The sequence below is a fragment of the Comamonas sp. GW821-FHT11H03 genome (assembly GCF_058807955.1).
In genome coordinates, this window is record NZ_JBXARF010000012.1 from 1 (window position 1) to 16,601 (window position 16,601).

At 60.6% G+C, this 16,601-nt stretch carries 15 protein-coding genes; 5 read left to right on the forward strand and 10 right to left on the reverse strand.

Annotated elements, in window-relative coordinates:
- The 5 genes from AC1RTQ_RS21710 to motA form a co-directional block, all read right to left on the reverse strand.
- Nucleotides 1-356, reverse strand: a 356-nt coding sequence (locus AC1RTQ_RS21710; RefSeq protein WP_492878829.1) for a transposase family protein, incomplete at its 3' end; no start/stop codon positions are given.
- A gap of 161 nt (nucleotides 357-517) precedes the next feature.
- The gene (locus AC1RTQ_RS21715; RefSeq protein WP_492878831.1) at nucleotides 518-1,135 is read right to left on the reverse strand and encodes a protein phosphatase CheZ; all 618 of its coding nucleotides are present in this window, start codon (nucleotides 1,133-1,135) and stop codon (nucleotides 518-520) included.
- 3 nt (nucleotides 1,136-1,138) lie between these two features.
- A complete protein-coding gene (gene cheY, locus AC1RTQ_RS21720; protein ID WP_054073241.1) occupies nucleotides 1,139-1,525 on the reverse strand; it encodes a chemotaxis response regulator CheY in 387 nt (128 codons plus the stop codon).
- A 65-nt stretch (nucleotides 1,526-1,590) separates the two neighbouring features.
- Nucleotides 1,591-2,658, reverse strand: coding sequence for a flagellar motor protein MotB (gene motB, locus AC1RTQ_RS21725; RefSeq protein ID WP_492878833.1), 1,068 nt, complete (start codon nucleotides 2,656-2,658; stop codon nucleotides 1,591-1,593).
- 42 nt (nucleotides 2,659-2,700) lie between these two features.
- The gene (gene motA / locus AC1RTQ_RS21730) at nucleotides 2,701-3,561 is read right to left on the reverse strand and encodes a flagellar motor stator protein MotA (protein WP_302093069.1); all 861 of its coding nucleotides are present in this window, start codon (nucleotides 3,559-3,561) and stop codon (nucleotides 2,701-2,703) included.
- 385 nt (nucleotides 3,562-3,946) lie between these two features.
- Between motA and AC1RTQ_RS21735 the strand changes: the two genes are divergently transcribed.
- From AC1RTQ_RS21735 to AC1RTQ_RS21755, 5 genes are all read left to right on the forward strand, one after another.
- Nucleotides 3,947-5,431, forward strand: a complete 1,485-nt coding sequence (locus AC1RTQ_RS21735; RefSeq protein ID WP_304350647.1) for a flagellin N-terminal helical domain-containing protein — start codon at nucleotides 3,947-3,949, stop codon at nucleotides 5,429-5,431.
- 293 nt (nucleotides 5,432-5,724) lie between these two features.
- Nucleotides 5,725-7,323 (forward strand): flagellin N-terminal helical domain-containing protein, encoded by a 1,599-nt coding sequence (locus tag AC1RTQ_RS21740; RefSeq protein ID WP_492878836.1) that lies wholly within the window; start codon nucleotides 5,725-5,727, stop codon nucleotides 7,321-7,323.
- Nucleotides 7,324-7,479: 156 nt separating this feature from the next.
- The gene (gene fliD / locus AC1RTQ_RS21745; RefSeq protein WP_492878838.1) at nucleotides 7,480-8,895 is read left to right on the forward strand and encodes a flagellar filament capping protein FliD; all 1,416 of its coding nucleotides are present in this window, start codon (nucleotides 7,480-7,482) and stop codon (nucleotides 8,893-8,895) included.
- 93 nt (nucleotides 8,896-8,988) lie between these two features.
- Nucleotides 8,989-9,402 (forward strand): flagellar export chaperone FliS, encoded by a 414-nt coding sequence (gene fliS, locus AC1RTQ_RS21750; RefSeq protein ID WP_492878840.1) that lies wholly within the window; start codon nucleotides 8,989-8,991, stop codon nucleotides 9,400-9,402.
- 3 nt (nucleotides 9,403-9,405) lie between these two features.
- Nucleotides 9,406-9,705, forward strand: coding sequence for a flagellar protein FliT (locus tag AC1RTQ_RS21755; RefSeq protein WP_003059178.1), 300 nt, complete (start codon nucleotides 9,406-9,408; stop codon nucleotides 9,703-9,705).
- 253 nt (nucleotides 9,706-9,958) lie between these two features.
- Here the strand turns inward: AC1RTQ_RS21755 and AC1RTQ_RS21760 are convergent, their stop codons facing one another.
- The 5 genes from AC1RTQ_RS21760 to flhB are packed head-to-tail and all read right to left on the reverse strand — an operon-like array spanning nucleotide 9,959 to nucleotide 16,427.
- A complete protein-coding gene (locus AC1RTQ_RS21760; RefSeq protein WP_003059180.1) occupies nucleotides 9,959-10,678 on the reverse strand; it encodes an RNA polymerase sigma factor FliA in 720 nt (239 codons plus the stop codon).
- Between the two features lie 5 nt (nucleotides 10,679-10,683).
- Nucleotides 10,684-11,541 carry a hypothetical protein gene (locus tag AC1RTQ_RS21765; protein ID WP_492878843.1) on the reverse strand — a complete coding sequence of 286 codons (858 nt, stop codon included), beginning with the start codon at nucleotides 11,539-11,541 and terminating at the stop codon, nucleotides 10,684-10,686.
- Nucleotides 11,534-13,147 carry a flagellar biosynthesis GTPase FlhF gene (gene flhF, locus AC1RTQ_RS21770; protein ID WP_492878845.1) on the reverse strand — a complete coding sequence of 538 codons (1,614 nt, stop codon included), beginning with the start codon at nucleotides 13,145-13,147 and terminating at the stop codon, nucleotides 11,534-11,536. The genes AC1RTQ_RS21765 and flhF overlap by 8 nt, the downstream gene beginning before the upstream one ends.
- A complete protein-coding gene (flhA, locus tag AC1RTQ_RS21775) occupies nucleotides 13,144-15,246 on the reverse strand; it encodes a flagellar biosynthesis protein FlhA (RefSeq protein WP_492878847.1) in 2,103 nt (700 codons plus the stop codon). The genes flhF and flhA overlap by 4 nt, the downstream gene beginning before the upstream one ends.
- The gene (flhB, locus tag AC1RTQ_RS21780; protein WP_492878849.1) at nucleotides 15,246-16,427 is read right to left on the reverse strand and encodes a flagellar biosynthesis protein FlhB; all 1,182 of its coding nucleotides are present in this window, start codon (nucleotides 16,425-16,427) and stop codon (nucleotides 15,246-15,248) included. The genes flhA and flhB overlap by 1 nt, the downstream gene beginning before the upstream one ends.
- Nucleotides 16,428-16,601: the final 174 nt, after the last annotated feature.

A 16,601-nucleotide genomic window follows, 5' to 3' on the forward strand; every position in this document is an offset into this window, starting at 1 on the left:
CTGCTGCTGCGAAGCAACTGGCTGCACGCCTGCGCCAGACGGTCTGTGACGCGCTGGTAGCGACCGAGCCAGCTGAGCTTCTCCAGGTACGGGCCACCACAGCTATCGCACCACAGACGCCGACGCGGCACATGTAGCACCACTCTGTACTCGAACAATGCCAGATCGCGCACGCGCCGTGTCGTGGTCTCATGGACTTGGCTGCACTGCGCACCGCAGCGCTCGCAATGCATGACGCTGGCCTGCGGCTTCAGATAAATCGACACGGTGCGGCTATCGCCCTGGGGCCACTGCACACGTTCAACCACGTAGCCCTCCCAGCCGCCAAGAGCCTGCAATAACTTCGAGTCCAGCATTTGATTTGTTCTCCGATGTCAGCTTCGTTGCTATCAGATTACAAAACGAACGGGCTTATCTCCACGGAATTCCTCGATGAACCTAAAAAAAGCCCGATCCATTCGAAGATCGGGCTTTTCGGGCTCAAACGCTTATCTGCAAAGCGCAATCAGCTATTTTTTTAAAAACCAAGACTGGCCAGCAGATCATCCACCTGGGACTGCGAAGTCACCACGTCGGTGGTGTTTTCGGGATCCACCACCGGGCCTGCCAGCTTGGGCTGCGCGGCTTCCACGGGCGCCAGGGCCGGCATCTGCTCAGCATCCGGCGAGGTCTGGATCAGCAGCTCCAGCAGCTGCGACTCCAGATCGGCCGCCAGCGCCACCACACGAGCAATCACCTGACCGGTGAGGTCGTGGAAGTCCTGCGCCATCATGATCTCGGTCAGATGGCTATTGGTCTGCTCCGTACCTTCCTCCACCTCCTGCAGATAGTTCATCACGCGCCCCTTGGCCACCGCAGCCACAGGATCCTTGATGAGTTCTGCACGCATGGCACGGGTACGCTCGGCCAGCGCATCCTGGCAGTTCTGCGTCACCTCGACCTGACCCAGCACCTTGTTGGCAGCTTCTCCCGTCAGACGGGCGATATAGGACAGACGGCTTTGCGCATCGGGAAGCTCCCCCGCACTGCCGCGCAAACGGTCCGCATAGCCCAGCTCATTGAGCGAGTTATGCAACTGGCGCGTGAGTACGCCAATCTTGTAGTGGACGTTGGCGGAAGCCTGGTCGCTGCTCATGGCTCAGAGATCGAGTTTCTTGATGATGAGATTGACCTTCTCTTCCAGAGTGGCCTTGGTGAAGGGCTTGACGATATAGCCGGCCGCGCCGCCCTGGGCGGCAGCCACGATATCTTCCTTGCGGGCTTCGGCAGTCACCATCAGCACCGGAAGATGCTTAAGCTTTTCATCCTGCTTGATCTCGGTGAGCAGCTGAAAGCCGTTCATGTTCGGCATGTTGATGTCGGTCACCACAAAGTCGAACTTGCTAGCACGCAACTTGGTGATGGCAGCCACACCATCTTCGGCTTCATCGGCATCGGCAAAGCCACTCTCCTTGAGCAGATTGCGCACGATGCGGCGCATGGTGGAGAAGTCGTCAACAATCAAAAATCGCAGGGCATTAGCCACGAGAGGCCCTTTCGGTCGGAATAGGTGCGTGGGAACAAGTTTTCAGCCGTGATGGTAACAATTTGTCAACCTCCCGGCATTGGACGTGCATTGTCAGGCTTTTCGACAGTCTCCGTGGCAACTTCAGGGTTTGTTACAACAAACTCTTCCTTGGCATCCAGAGACTGCCTGTCGACAGCGCTGGGTACTGCGCGCCGGGCCTTGGGTTGATTGATCGTGCTGGCAGCCTCCTCGGCACTGGTCACCTGCTCCATGCTGCGCTCCTTGTCATTGCCCAGCACACGGCGCTCGGCCTCCTTGGTCAGCACGGTAATCGTGATGCGGCGATTCTGCGCCGCGCGCGGCTCCTCCGGCAGCAGCAGGTCACTGCTGGCCATGCCGACCACGCGCGCCAGCTTGTCCAGCGGCATTCCGGCTGCCACCAGCTCGCGGCGCGATGCGTTGGCGCGGTCGGCCGATAATTCCCAGTTGCTATAGCCTCGATCGGCATTGCCGTAAGGCGCGGCATCGGTGTGGCCAGAGAGACTGATGCGATTTTCCGCATTGCCCATGGCCGCACCTATCTCGCGCAGGATATCGCGCATATAGGGCTTGACCACGGCACTGCCGCTATCGAACATGGGGCGGTTCTGGTCGTCGACGATCTGAATCATCAGGCCGTCATGCGTGATCTCCGTGCGAATCTGCGAGCGATACTCGTTCAGGCGCGCATTATTGGCAATCATGCTGTCCACCTTGGCCTTGAGCGCATGCAGACGCTGAGCATCGCGTGCGGACTCTTCGGCCCGGCCCATGGCCTGGCTGGAGCGACGGTTGGCATTGTCTTCGGACTCGGAGCGGCGCACCTGGCCGTGCACCTTGGACAGGTCGTTACCGCCGCCCGGCACGATGCTGGAGCTGTTACCGGCACCGCTGCCGCCCGACATGGCCACCTTCAGCGGCGAATTGAAATACGCAGCAATCCCCTGCAGCTCGCCCTGAGCGGTCGAGCCCAGCAGCCACATCAGCAGGAAGAAGGCCATCATCGCCGTCACAAAGTCGGCATAGGCAATCTTCCAGGCACCACCATGGTGGGCATGGGCGGTCTTCTTGACGCGCTTGATGATGATGGGCTGCAGCTTCTTGTCAGCCATAGCTGCGCTCCATCATTAGCTCCTGGCGAGAGTGGGCACTCATTACTTCTTACCCTTGACGTGCGTCTCCAGCTCCAGAAAGCCTGGACGCTCGGTGGAGAACAGCACCTTGCGGCCGAACTCGATGGCCGTGCCCGGGTTGTAGCCCTGCATGCTGGCCAGTAGCGTCGCCTTGATGCACTCGAACTCCTTGGCCGCATCCTGGGCACGCTGCTCCAGCAGTGCAGCCATAGGCTCCACCAGCGCATAGGCCAGCAAGATCCCGAGGAAGGTACCCACCAGCGCCGAGGCAATCATCCCGCCCAGCACTGCCGGGGGTTGCCCCACGAAAGCCATGGTGTTCACCACGCCCAGCACGGCCGCAATAATGCCGAAGGCCGGCAAAGCGCCCGCCAGACGATTCAGAGCCATCACCGGCGCATGGGCCTCGGCATGATGGGCTTCGATTTCGCTGTCCATCAGCGCTTCAATCTCGTGAGAGTTCAGATTGCCCGAGACCATCATGCGCAGATAGTCGGTCAGAAACTCGACGACATGGTGGTCGGCCATCAGCTGCGGATAGTTCTGAAACACCGTCGACGACTGCGGATCTTCCACATCGGACTCGATCGACATCAGGCCTTCCTTGCGCGCCTTCTGCAGCAGCTCGTACAGAAGCGCCATCACTTCCATATAGCGCGCCTTGTTATAGCGCGAAGGCTTGAGCGCCGAGGGAATCGCCTTGGCAGTGGCCTTGAGCACCTTGGGCTGGTTGCTGACGATGAAAGCGCCCAGAGCGCCACCGCCAATGGTCACCATCTCGAACGGCAGCGCCTTGACAAGAACGCCCACGCTGCCGCCGTGCAGCACATACATGCCGAAGATGCAGCCGAAGGCAACGATATAACCGATGAGAACAAGCATAGGTGCCGATTGTGAAGTTGCAAAAGCGCCGCCATAGCCGCAAAAAGCTGGGCGTTTGGAAGCTAGATCGGCAGCTAGCCGTCGTTATGTAGGGTAATTCCGAGCCAAGCAACGACTTGAAGGCTCTGGCGGCATACAGGCAAAGCAAAGCTTCTGCACTTGTTACATCCCGAAAAATATTTGCAGAACTCTCTAAAGTTTTTGCGGGATGGCTCCGATAACAGCTTCAACAGGGAAAAAAAGCCCTGTCACCAGCGAGCCACAGCAGCAAATATCATAAGGAACTGCAGGCTGGGGTGCTGGATTGGGCTGCCGCCGCCGCCCACCCTGAATATTTCAGGTCACTGTGGCGGCGACGTTTTGATCGCATCAAGGAGTTCGCATCATGGCAATGACCATCAACACCAATATCCAGTCGCTCAACGCACAGCGCAACCTGGGCACCTCGCAATCTTCGCTGTCGACCTCCATGCAGCGTCTGTCTTCCGGTATGCGCATCAACAGCGCCAAGGACGATGCAGCCGGCCTGGCCATTGCCGAGCGTATGAGCGCCCAGGTTCGCGGCCTGAACCAGGCACAGCGCAACGCCAATGACGGCGTCTCGCTGGCCCAGACGGCTGAAGGCGCACTGAGCACCATCGGCGGCAACCTGCAGCGTATCCGCGAACTGGCTGTGCAATCGCGCAATGCCACCAACTCGACCGAAGACCGTTCGGCTCTGCAAAAGGAAGTGGACCAACTCAAGAGCGAAATCGACCGCGTTGCCACCGACACTTCGTTCAACGGCACCAAGTTGCTGGATGGCTCCTTCACATCCCAGGCTTTCCAGGTTGGCGCCAATCAAGGCCAGCGTATCAATATCGATAGCATCCAGAACTCCAAGATCGATCAACTGGGTACCTGGAACAGCGCAGACAAGCCTGCAGCTGCCTTCGGCACCGCTGCGCTAGGCGGCACCGCCACCCCTGGTGCAGGTGCGTTCACCGTGACGGCTCCTGCAGATGCTGCCGCGGCCCAAGCTGCATTTGCAGACTTCAAGGTCAGCGTGGGCGGTGTTGAACTCAATGTCACCGGCCTGACCGCCGACGGCACTGCCACACGTACCGTGGCACAGGCTCAAGATCAGCTGGCTGCAAACATTGCCACTGCTGTCAATGCCGCCGGTATTTCCGGCCTGACTGCGACTGCTCCTGCAGCCGGCAACGGTGCAGTGACCCTGGCCAATGCATCCGGCAATCAATATGCTCTGTCTGTTGCAGGCCTGGCAGCCACGACCACCAACGTGACGGCTGGAACCAAGCATGCTGCACTGACAACCGAGCTGAGCATCAACGGTAAAGCGATTGCCGTCGGTGCCGCCTACACCGACGCAGAGCGCTCCAACCAGCTCGTTGCAGCCATCAACAAGACCTTCACCGACGGCTCGGTCAAGGCTTCCAATGTGAACGGCTCTGTCGTTCTGCGCTCCGACAAAGATATCGTCGTGGACGCTGCACCCGCAACTGGCACCGGCTTGACTGCAGGCACGACCAAGGTAACCTCCGGCACTGCCCAGACAGGCTTCAAGGATATCTCCGTGGCCACCGCCGAAGGTGCGGATGACACCATCCTGGCCATGGACGCTGCTCTCAAGGCAGTGAACTCCGCACGCGCCGACCTGGGTGCCATTCAGAACCGCTTTGAATCCGTGGTTTCCAACCTGAGCGTGAACAGCGAAAATCTGTCGGCCTCCAAGTCCCGCATCACCGATGCAGACTTCGCTGCAGAAACCGCCAATCTGAGCCGCTCGCAGATTCTGCAGCAAGCCGGCACCGCCATGGTGGCACAGGCCAACCAGTTGCCCCAGGGCGTGCTGTCCCTGCTGCGCTAATTGCATCAAGCTACTGCACCAGCCATACGCTGGTGCAGTCAGCGTCATGCCAGGCCTCCTTCGGGAGGCCTTTTTGCTGCCCAACTGCGCCGACATGTAACCATCAATTGTAAAAATGGCAGGACTTTAGGCCTCTTATCGGTCTTATGTCCCACACGGCTTGCTCCAACAATCCTCGTACCCGGAATACCAGACTTCGTCCGTGTTTCCGGTCACGTGGGCCAGCGCCGTCGCTGGTCGTGAAAACGGCTAGTACGTCGCCGGTTTACTGGCTTGAAACAGGAGCACACGCCATGGCAGCCATCATCAATACCAATATCCAGTCGCTCAATGCGCAACGCAATCTGAGCTCGTCCCAAAGCCAGCTGGCTACATCCATGCAGCGCCTGTCCTCGGGCTTGCGCATCAATAGTGCCAAAGATGATGCAGCCGGCCTGGCCATTTCCGAGCGCATGACCACCCAGGTGCGCGGCCTCACAGTTGCGATGCGCAATGCCAATGATGGCATTTCCCTCGCGCAGACCGCCGAAGGCGCCCTGGGCTCATTGGGCAGCAATCTGCAGCGCATTCGCGAACTGGCTGTTCAGGCGCGCAATGCCACCAACTCGGCAGAAGACCGTGCAGCTCTGGATGTGGAAGTGCAGCAGCTCAAAGCCGAAGTGACCCGAGTCGCCCAGCAAACCAGCTTCAACGGCACCAACCTGCTCGATGGCTCATTTACCAATATGGCCTTTCAAGTCGGTGCCAACCAAGGTCAGACCATCGATATTTCCTCGATTGTGAATGCCAATGTGGATGCGCTGGGTACTTGGAACAGCGTGGCAGTTCCCTCGAAGCTGACCGGATCAAGCATCTCCGGCAGCAACACGGCAGTGACGGTCCCAGCAAAAACCAGCTGGAACCTGAACGAGCCCGCCCCTGACGGCTCCTACGGAGCCTTCACGCTCACCATCAATGGCGGCACCGCTGTCAACGTCCCAGCCGTCACCGCCGTTGCGGCGCCTCCAGCATCGGCGGCTGAAATAGCTACCGCCAAAGATACTCTGGCGACCAGCATTCAGACGGCACTGAACACAGCCGCTCCCAATGGTCTGGGTGCCAACGCGGTATCCGTGAGTGTGGTGAATGGCAAGATCGAGATCGTCAACAACACGACCGCCAGTGCCGTAGTCGCGCCATCTGCCGGCGCAGCCCTGGGCAATGCGACATTGAGCGTGAATGCTGCAAAGAACGTGACTTCCGGCGGCATGTCGGCCGCAAGCGTGCAAATCAATGGCGTGACATTGAACCTGCCCGCACAGGAAAGCTCGAGCAACCGCATCAATGACCTCGTGAGCCAGATCAATTCCGCCAGCACCACCCCAAAAGTGCAGGCATCGATCGTGAATGGCTCGCTGTCGCTGACTTCCTCCTCCGGTGACGTGGTGATTGGTCTTCCCAATCCTCAAACCACTCCTGCCACGGCTGCCGCCGATATCGCAGCGGCAACCGGCCTGTCAGTTGGCACCACCAACGAGTCCAGTCCTCAGCATATTGGCGGGACACGCGGATTCGCTGGCGCAGAGTCGGGAAAGAATGGCTTCTCTGACCTCAATGTGCTGGATGCGGAATACGCCGATAACGCCATCCTGGCGATGGACGCGGCCTTGAAGGCGGTCAATGGCGCACGAGCTACGCTGGGCGCTGTGCAAAGCCGTTTTGAAACCACAGTGGAAAATCTGAGTGTCAATTCAGAAAACCTGTCTGCTTCCCGCAGCCGCATCATGGATGCCGACTTTGCCGCAGAAACCGCCAATCTGAGCCGCACACAGATTCTGCAGCAGGCGGGAACGGCCATGGTCGCACAGGCCAATCAGCTGCCGCAACAGGTGCTCAAACTGCTGCAAGGCTGATACCGGCATCTGGCATTTCGGACTCAAGTTCTGTTTCGGCCTGCCGAAACACAATGCGTAGTACTGTCCATAAAGACGGCGCGAGAAGCGCCGTTTGTTCAATGACGCAGACCCGGCGTACCAAACGCCCGCTGTCTTGCGCAGAGGGAGTTTTGTATGGGTATCAGCTCAGTCGGTATTGGTAGCGGCCTGGAAGTAGAAACCATTGTTTCGAAATTGGTGGCGCTGGAGTCCAAGCCCATTGCGGCGCTGCAGACCAAGGCCAGCGGCATCAATACGCAGATCTCGGCCTTTAGCCAGCTCAAGTCGCAAATCTCCAATCTGCAGGATCAGGTGGACAAGCTGGCAAAGCCCGCCACCTGGCTAGGCAATACGCTGACCTCTTCCAACTCTACCCAAGTGACAGGAACGGCAACCTCCAGCGCCGTACAAGCCACTTATGACGTGGAAGTGTCGCAGATGGCGGCAGGTCAAACCATTGGCTCCGGCCTGGTGCCCAGCGGCACCACTCTCGGACCTGGCAAGCTGACCATTTCCATGGGGACCTATGGTGCCAATGGACTGACACCCAATACCAAGGACGGCAAAAATGTGAGCTTCAGCGTGGAAATCGCTGCAGAAGATGACTCTCTGGCCAAGATTGCTGCCAAGATCAATGCCGCCAAGGGCGATGTCAGCGCCACCGTCCTCAAGGACCACACGGGCGAACGCCTGGTGCTGCAATCCAAGGCCACGGGCGTGAATTCCGCCTTCTCGGTGGATGCCGAAGGCGCCGGGCTGCAGCAATTTGCTTACAACGGCAGCGACGGGACCATGAAGCGTTCCGTTGAGGCGCAGGACACTCTGGCCAAGATCAACGGCATCGACATGGCCTCGCACACCAATGTGTTTGAAGAGGTGGCGGCGGGTGTGACGCTGACGGTAGCGCAAAAGTCAGCGAAGGATGCTGCTCCGGTGCGCATCACCATTGCCAATGACACGGCAACGGCCAAGACAGCGCTAAAAAATCTCGTGGAGTCCTATAACGCACTCAGCAACGCCCTGAAAACCATGACTGCCTATGACAAGGACAGCAAGACGGCTGGCACCTTGCAAGGCGATTCAACGGCTGTGAATCTGCAGTCCGCCATGCGTCGTTTGCTGTCCGGCCCGGGCGGAGAAGGCAGTGAATTCACCAGTCTGTCGCAGATGGGCATTGCCTTCCAGAAAGACGGCACGCTCAAGATTGACGACACCAAGCTGGACAAGGCGCTCAAGGATCCTGAGAGCATGTCCAAGTTCTTCACCGCAGACGTTGCCGATGCCAACCAGGACGGCCTGGCAGTGCGCATGAAGGATTTCACAAGCGGTCTGCTGGCCACTGGCGGCACCTTCTCGACCAAGGACGAGACGCTCAAGAATGCCTTGAAGCGCAACACCGCCGACCAGGAACGCCAGACTACGCGCGTGACGGCCTATGAAGCGCGCTTGCGTGCCCAGTATTCGCGTCTGGATACGCAGATGGCCAGCCTGAAAGCCCTGGACACCTATGTCGCCCAACAAGTGACAACATGGAACAAGTCCAGCAACTAAGCGATTGAAGCCTGCAGAAAGGACTTAATTGCCCCCTGAGTCGGCCGATAAGAAGAACAGTAATTTGAGAAACTGCAACAAAGGAGTTTTGTGATGTTTTCCCCAGCCAATGCGCGCGCAATGTCGGCTTACCGTCAGGTGGGTGTGCAATCCATGGTGGACAGTGCATCGCCTCAGCAGTTGATCAAGATGCTGTTTGATGGCCTGTTGGCCTCCATCAATGCGGCACGCGGTGCGATCGAGCGCGGTGATATCAGCGAGAAAGTGCGCCATATCGGCAAGGCCGTGCGCATTCTGCAGGAGGGCCTGCTGGGCGCGCTGGACCGGGAAAAAGGGGGCGAGCTGGCCAGCAACCTGGCCTCGCTCTATGAGTACTGCACCACCCAATTGACCTTGGCCAATGCCCGCAACGATGCAAGCATGGTCGATGAAGTCGCAGGCCTTGTGAGCACGGTGGCACAGGGCTGGAGTGAAATAACCAATGCACCAGCACCCGCTGCTGCCTAAAAAATGGAGCACACATTGATCGACTTCTACCGCGCCATAGAGGAAAGCAGTGCCAAGATGCTGCAGGCCGCCCAGGCCAAGGACTGGGATGGTGTTGCGCGCTATGAGGGCACTTGTGCCGTGCTGATCGAGCAGCTGCGCTTTCGCTCGCGAGATGAAAAGCTGGCGCCCGAACTGCGCAAGGAAAAGGCGCGCATCATGCAGCGCATCTTGCGCAACGACGCCCAGATTCGCGTGCTGGCCGAGCCCTGGCTTGCAAGTTTCGAGCATATGTTCGACGGTCAGCCGCATGTGATGCACTGATTTCCAAGCCACTCAACCCCAAGCCCTGCTGCAGCGATGCGACAGGGCTTTTTGCTTGCAGCGACGACGGATGATCGATCAAAACATCCATGAATCCAATGCCGTAGAGCGCCACAAGCTGTCGATAGCGAAGCACCAGAACACAGCCAGGCTGCGTCACAAAAGCAAAGCCGCCGCGTGGGCAGATGGAATCTGCCAGCGCGGCGGCTTCTGTTGTGGTCAACGGCCCGCTCCTGGCGAGCCGTTTCAGTGATCAATGCGATCGCATCTTGGTGCGCAGGCGGGCGATGGCCTGGCTGTGCAGTTGGCAGACCCGCGATTCGGTCACGCCAAGCACGGCGGCGATCTCCTTGAGGTTCATATCGTGCTCGTAGTACATGCCCATCACATATTGCTCACGCTCCGGCAGAGCCTTGATGGCCTCGACCAACGCGGAGCGCATGCGCTGGTCGCGCAGCAAGGCAAAGGGGTCGGCGCCCGAGTCGGCCACATGCCGCTCCAGATAGTCGTCGCCATCGTCGCCGTCACCGCCGCCGATGTCCTCGAGATAGACCAGCTGCGTGCCTCGCACCTTGCCTAGCAGGGACTGATAGTCGTCCAGGGCCATGCCCAGCTCGGCCGCGATCTCTGACTCCAGCGGGGGCCGGCCCAGGCGCTGTTCCAGGCGGTTGAGCGCCTGCTCGATTTCCTTCTGGCTTTTGCGCGAACTGCGGCTCATCCAGTCGCCTTCGCGCAGTTCATCGAGCATGGCGCCACGAATGCGCTGGCTAGCGAAAGTGTCGAATTGCACGCCTTGCTCGCTCTCGAAGCGCGACAGCGCTTCGGCCAGGCCAATCATGCCGACCTGGATCAAATCATCCAGCTCGACATTCGGTGGCAGTTTGGCGATCATGTGCAAGGCAATCCGACGCACAAGCGGCACATGCTGACGAATCAGCGCGTCGCGGTCGAGTTGGCCTTTGGCGGTGTACATGGCAGTCAATGGCTCCAGACAAGAGATTCAGGCGCGGCAGCCGTCGTGGGCTGGGCATGCATAGGCAGAATGCAAGCCGTCTTGAGCATGTGCAGCGTGAGCTGATGCAGATCGCTGGCCTGGCGCCAGCGCAGGCGCAAGAGCACCGGGGCATCGCCCAGGTGGCGCTGCGAACACTGTAGCAACGCATTCAGACGCTGCAGGCGTGTCTGGGCGTTTTGCTTGGCTGTCTGCGAGCTGCTCTGCTTGCGGCTCCAGTCGTATTTCTGTGGGCCGTCTGCTGTCAGCGGCGCTTCCAGCGCAGCAATCGTGCATTCCACGCCGGCAAACACGGCCAGATGCTTGAGCTGACGGTAGCTTTCGAGCAGATGCTCGGAGTCAGGCGGCACTACCAGCAGCGGCTGCAGGCCCTGGCCTTGCAGCAGTGGCGTCAAGGTTTCGCTGCTCGCATAGATGATCACAGTGGTGTAGCCACGCACATAGGCTTGCAGGGCCGTCAGCATGTCCAGCCCCATCTCGTCGGCCGAGGCCTTGAGCTGCTTGAGGCCCATCCGCGCCGGCAGACTGGCCACCGACTGGGCATCACCGACGCTTGCGCGCAGTCCCACCTGGGCCTGCCAGGCATGCTGCGCCAGCAGCTGTGCAAGACCTGGCGTGTGAAAGGATTCGGCCTGGCTGCCGTCGAGCACCAGCACCTTCTGGCCCAGGCGCTGCAGTTGGGCGCACAACGGCCACAGCACGGCCTGCTCGGCAGCCGCACCCGATGCGCTGTGCAGCACGGCCAGCACGCGCAAGCCGGCGGTGCTGGCATCGCTCATATGCAAAGCCATGCCCTGATGCAGGGGCGAACGGCGCTCAAGCATGGGCAGCCTCTGCGCCGCTGGCGGACGAAGGGGTAAAGAAGAAGTCCAGATCCAGTGACTGAGGATCAAAGGCCGACTTGGCAGCCGAGCGCATGGAGGCCGAGACCAGCAGCTGCGCATTGGCGCGTTCGAGGTCTTCGGGCACGCGCTGGCCATTGGTCACGCCGCACAGCTGGATCTGATGGCGAATCAGCGTATCCACCGAGGGGCCGACCTTCACGGCTTCATCGACTTTGGTAAGGATGGCATGTTGCGAGCCGCGCGCCTTGAAGGCCTGCATGACATCGTCCTGCGCATCGCCCTGCGCGGCCGCATTGACAGCCAGCAGCTGCTGCACGCCGTCAATGGCCAGCACATCCATGATCTCGTCCTTGCGCGGATCACGCGGGGCCACGCCGGTCGTGTCGATCAGCACCATCTTCTTGCTTTGCAGCAGGCCCAGCAGGTCCTGCAAAGCCGCCTTGTCATGGGCCTGATGGGCCACCATGCCCAGCATGCGTGCATAGGTGCGCAGCTGGTCATGACCACCGATGCGGTAGGTATCCAGCGTGATCAGGCCCACGGAGGCGGGACCGTGCTTGGCCGCACACAGCGCCGCCAGCTTGGCCGTGGTCGTGGTCTTGCCCACACCGGTCGCGCCGACCAGGGCAAACACCCCGCCTTGCTCGTAGATAGCGGGCTGTGCGGCATCGGTGCGCAGATTGCGCTCCAGCACCTGCATCAGCCAGCGCACGGCGTCGCCGGCGGAGAGCGTCTCCGGCAGCTTCTCGATCAGTGCACGCGCAAGTGCGGGCGAGTATCCGGCGCGGATGAGCTTGTGCATCAGGCTGGACTGGATCGGGTTCTGGCGCGTCTGGCCCAGCCAGGTCAGCGTGTTGAAGCGCTCCTCGATCAGATCCTTCATGGACTGCATCTCCTGCATGAAGTTCTGGGGTGCAGCCGCGCTGACGGGCCTGGCGCTTTCCTTGAGCTGAATCTTCTCGGGGCGCAGAGGATTGTGGCGAACCACCGGGGCGCTGGCCGCCTGAGACTTGGCAGCCATGGCGGGGCGTTCGTTATTGCGCTCCTGCACGCGCTGGGCAAAAGTGGGCAGGGCTTCGCTGCTGTCCAGCGACGACTCATGGCGACGGCGCAGCATGCGTTCACGCACATAGTCCTGGAAAGTCAGCGTGCTCATGGACAGTTGCTCCACATCGTCCTGCACGGAATGCTGGGCCAGTTCGTTGATGGCCTTGACCGGCTTGGCCTGAACCTGCATCTCGCGGGCCTGCTCTTGCTTGGCCGTCTGGCGCGCCTGCACATGCTCCAGCGTACTCATGGCTTCACCGCCCGTGCCGCGCCTGGCAGCAGCGGGGGCCAGAGGCGAGCGCTCCTTGCGCAGGCTCATGCCTTCGTCGCTTGCGCGACGCTCCAGAGCCTTTTGCAGGGGCGAGCCAGTCTGCATGCCGGCATCCATTTCCTTGAGGGTCTCTTCGGCCGTGGCCATGACTTCCACTCCGTCCGGCGTCTGGCGGTTGGAGAGAATCAGGGTGCCGTCGCCAAAAACCATGCGCGCCTTGGCCAGGGCCTCGCGGGCGGTCGGTGCGTAAAAGCGTTTGATATTCATGCGGATGCACCTTTAAGAATCGGGCCGATGCGGATGGTGTGCGTCTCGGGAATCTCGCTGTGCGCGAGCACCTGCAGACGCGGCGCCACACGACGCAGCAGCTTGGCAAGAGAGTTGCGGATCGCGTCCGGCACCAGCAGGCAGGCGGGCAGGCCCAGCTCTTCCTGTTGGTTGGCCACATCGACCGCTTTTTGTGTGAGGATTTCAGCCACGCCGGGGTCCAGCGATGGCGCATTGGGGTTCGACAGTGCCTGCACCAGCAGACGCTCCAGGCCGGGCTCGATGGCAATCACATTGAGCTCGCGGGTCGGACCGTAGATCTGCTGCACGATGGCAGGCGACAGCGCAATGCGCACGCGACGCGCCAGCTCCACCGGGTCGGTCGTCTGCGTGGCGTTTTCGGCCAGCGTCTCGATGATGGTGCGGATATCACGAATGTGCACAGAGTCCTCCAGCAGCAGCTGGAGCACTTTCTGGAACGTTGTGATGGGCACCATTTTCGGGATGACTTCTTCGATGAGTTTGGGGGCCAACTTGGCCACATGGTCAACGAGCTGCTGCGTCTCGGTACGAGACAACAGCTTGGCCGCGTGCACTTGCATCAAGTGTGACAAATGCGTCGCCATCACGGTTTCCGAATCAACGACGGTAAAACCGGCCATTTGTGCCGCTTCCTTTTGCCGCTCGTCGATCCAGTGCGCAGGCAGACCGAAGGCCGGATCGGTGGTGGCCGTGCCGATCAGCGGCGTGGTGATACCGCCGGGGTTGATGGCCAGGAACATGCCGGGGAAGGCTTCGCCCTCGCCCACCATGACGCCGCGCAGCGTCATGCGATAGGCGCTGGGCTTGAGTTCCAGGTTGTCGCGCACATGCACGGCCGGCGGCAGAAAGCCGACCTCCTGGGCGAACTTGCGGCGCACGCCCTTGATGCGCGTCAGCAGGTCGCCCTGGCGGCTCTTGTCCACCAGCGCGATCAGGCGGTAGCCCAGCTCCAGACCCAGCAAGTCCACGGGCTGCAGATCGTCCCAGGTCGCTTCGCCATCATTTTGCGCCGCCTGTTGCTGGGGCACCGGGGCACTGTTTTGGGCGGCCAGACGGGCTTTTTCCCTCTTGTCCAGCAACCAGGCACCCCAGCCCAGCAAGGCGCCCATGAGCAGAAACACCACATGCGGCATACCGGGAATCAGACCCAGCAAGATCATCACGCCGGCAGTGATGCCCAGCACCTTGGGCGACATGAACAGCTGCTGCACGATCTGGCGGCCCATGTCGGCATCCTTGCCAACGCGCGAAATCACCATGGCCGATGCCACCGAAATCAGCAGACCCGGAATCTGTGCCACCAGCGCATCACCCACGGCCAGCAGGATATAGCTGTCGGCTGCCTGCCCGGCCGACAGGCCATGCTGGGCCATGCCGATGATCAGGCCGCCGATGACGTTGATCACCAGAATCAAGATGCCGGCAACCGCATCGCCGCGCACAAACTTGCTGGCACCGTCCATGGAGCCAAAGAAATTCGCTTCCTCGCCCACCTCGGCGCGGCGGCGCTTGGCTTCTTTTTCATCAATCAGGCCCGCGTTCAGGTCGGCGTCCACAGCCATCTGCTTGCCGGGCATCGCGTCCAGCGTAAAGCGGGCCGAGACTTCGGCAATACGCTCGGCGCCCTTGGTAATCACCACAAAGTTGATGACCACCAGAATGCTGAACACGATCAGACCGACGGCGAAGTTGCCGCCGATCAGGAAGTGGCCGAAGGCCTCGATCACTGCACCCGCAGCGCCAGGGCCGGTGTGGCCCTCCATCAGCACCACACGCGTCGATGCCACGTTGAGCGACAGGCGCATCAGCGTCGTCAGCAGCAGCACCGAAGGGAAGGCCGCGAAATCCAGCGGCTTGATCATGTAGGCCGCCACCATCATCACCATCAGCGCCACGGCAATATTGAGGGTGAAGAAGGTGTCCAGCAGCCAGGGCGGCACAGGCAACACCATCAGACCCAGAATGGCCACCACCAGAATGGGAGCGGTCATCCCTTGCAGGGCACTGACGTTGGAGCCAGACCACTTCTGGAGCAGTTGCAGAGGATTCGACGACATTACAGATTACCTTCTTGCTGCGCGGCAGCATCGACCGCCGCAGGCTGGGTGCGGCCACGGTGCGGATCCAGCTCCACGGGCACGGGGGGCTCGCCCAGGACATCGGGCATTGGACCCTGGCCGCTCAGTGCAGCCTTGAGACGATAGACATAGGCCAGCACCTGGGCCACGGCTGTGTAGAGCGCAGCAGGGATGGCCTGATCCAGATCGGCATGGGCATAGAGTGCACGCGCCAGCATGGGAGACTCCAGCACCGGTATCTGGTGCGCGCCCGCGATTTCGCGAATCTTGAGCGCCACCAGATCCGTGCCCTTGGCAATGACCTGGGGAGCGGCCATGGAGGCGTCGTCATAGCGCAGCGCCACGGCATAGTGGGTGGGATTGGTGACCACAAAGTCGGCTTTCGGTACGGCGGAAACGCTGGCCCGGTCGGCGATCTCACGCTGCTTCTGGCGGATCTTGCCCTTGAGCTGCGGATTGCCTTCGGACTCCTTGTGCTCCTGCTTCACTTCCTCATGACTCATCTTGAGCCGTGACTTGAAGAGAAAGTCCTGCAGCGGCACGTCGATCAAGGCCACCAGCAGCACCACGATCAGCAGCAAGGTGATGCCCGTGGTCAGCCAGGAGCCGACCATGGCAAGCGCCATGGGCGATGGCTGGGCCGAAACCGACGCAATTTCGGCAATATTGGCGCTCATGTACTTCCAGGCCACAAAGCCCAGCACGATGGTCATGAACACCATCTTGACCACCGTGGTCAGTTGCTGCTTGGAAAACAGATTCTTGAGACCCGACAAGGGGTTGAGCTTGCCAAAGCGCGGCTGAATGGGCTTGAAGCTGAAGATCCAGCCACCGGCAGCCACGCCGGACAGCACCGAGGCCGTGGTGGTCACCAGGGCAAAGATCACGGCAATCCCCAGGCCCAGCACCAGCATGGACTGAAAGCGCTCCAGCATCAGCGCCGGAGTCTTGGCCGACGCCGCGTTGAACACCAGTTGCCGGGCCATGGCCTCGCGCAGATGATTGATCATGGGCTGCGTGCCCATCAGCATCAGCAATGCGCCCGTACCCAGAATGGCCAGATGCGACAGATCGCGCGAGCGCGCACCCTGGCCCTCTTCACGCGTCTTCTGCAGCTTGCGTTCGGTGGCGGGCAGGTTTTTGTCTTGGGATTCGGACATGGCGCACGGACGGATTGGATATCCCGATTGTCCGAATCCGGCGCCCAGGCAATGCGCGGATAAGCGGCAGCCAAGCCCTGCTTATGCACGACTCTGCCTCACAGCACATTCAGCATGTTTGATAGCTGCCTGCGCTTTTCCATCAGGAGATAGAGCCTGTTTTTAGCGAATTTT